The organism is Oleiphilus sp. HI0128, from assembly GCF_001635365.1.
In genome coordinates this window covers 1-849 of record NZ_LWGG01001627.1, presented here as the reverse complement: position 1 = coordinate 849, position 849 = coordinate 1, and the positions used below count along the sequence as shown (strand labels likewise).

1 protein-coding gene is annotated in these 849 nt (G+C 43.8%); it reads right to left on the bottom strand.

Annotation, left to right across the window (positions count from 1 at the left end; all coding sequences use genetic code 11):
* Positions 1 to 849, bottom strand: an 849-nt coding sequence (locus A3763_RS26500) for a DUF1631 family protein (RefSeq protein ID WP_156495359.1), incomplete at both ends; no start/stop codon positions are given.

The window sequence follows — 849 nt, the reverse complement described above, 5'->3', positions numbered from 1 at the left end:
AGCAGAAGCTAAGCCTAATTGCCCCCCACTAGTAGAGGAGGTGTGCAGACGTGACAAAGTATCTAATGTGCTGTTTTCTTGAGCTTTATATTGGTGGCGATTTTCAAGGATAGACGCGGCTGAAGAGCCCCCTCCAATAACTGGTGCATCACTCAGCCCTTCAACATTGTGATTTACTGTCTCTTCGGCTGAACTGGCTTCTTGTGCGGCATCTGCTTCACTTTCTGTCTTTGTTAACGGCTCTTGAGTTTGCTTAGGCTTGTAATTAACTTGGACTTTTTTGACAGTGCCGATTATCTCAAGATATGACTCTCTTAAGTCTTCAAGAAAGCTACGAGACAGCGCTTTATAGATGACAATCTGGGGAGCCGCCGGGATTTCTAGTTGCTCGATAGCTGTTTTTAAGGTGCTGAAAATTGCATGGGGTGCCAGAGGACAATCTTCCTTTCCAATTGTTTCTCCAAACAGGTACGAAACAATTAAACAAACCTCATGAAGCTCGTAACCAAGTTCAGCTTCTAGGTACTTGATACCCATATTGGCACTAAGCCAATCTTCAAAGTCATCTTTGGAGACAAGACTAAGTGAGTCAAGGTCAAGCTTATCGCCACCATGCGGCTTTTGTGTATCAGTTTTCACTTGCTCTAGTTCATCACTGAGCACCTCTTCATTTGATAAACTCTGCTCAACCTCCTTCAGAGCGCCAATAGCATTGTTTGCAACCTGTGCAGCAAACCATTCACTATTTGCTTCTAGAAGATTAATGGCTAAAGAAAAATCCGCTCGCAGCCAATCCTCAGCATCCTCTAGTTTCTTATATAACTGAGCTGAGGTAGCGTGAATCGCTTT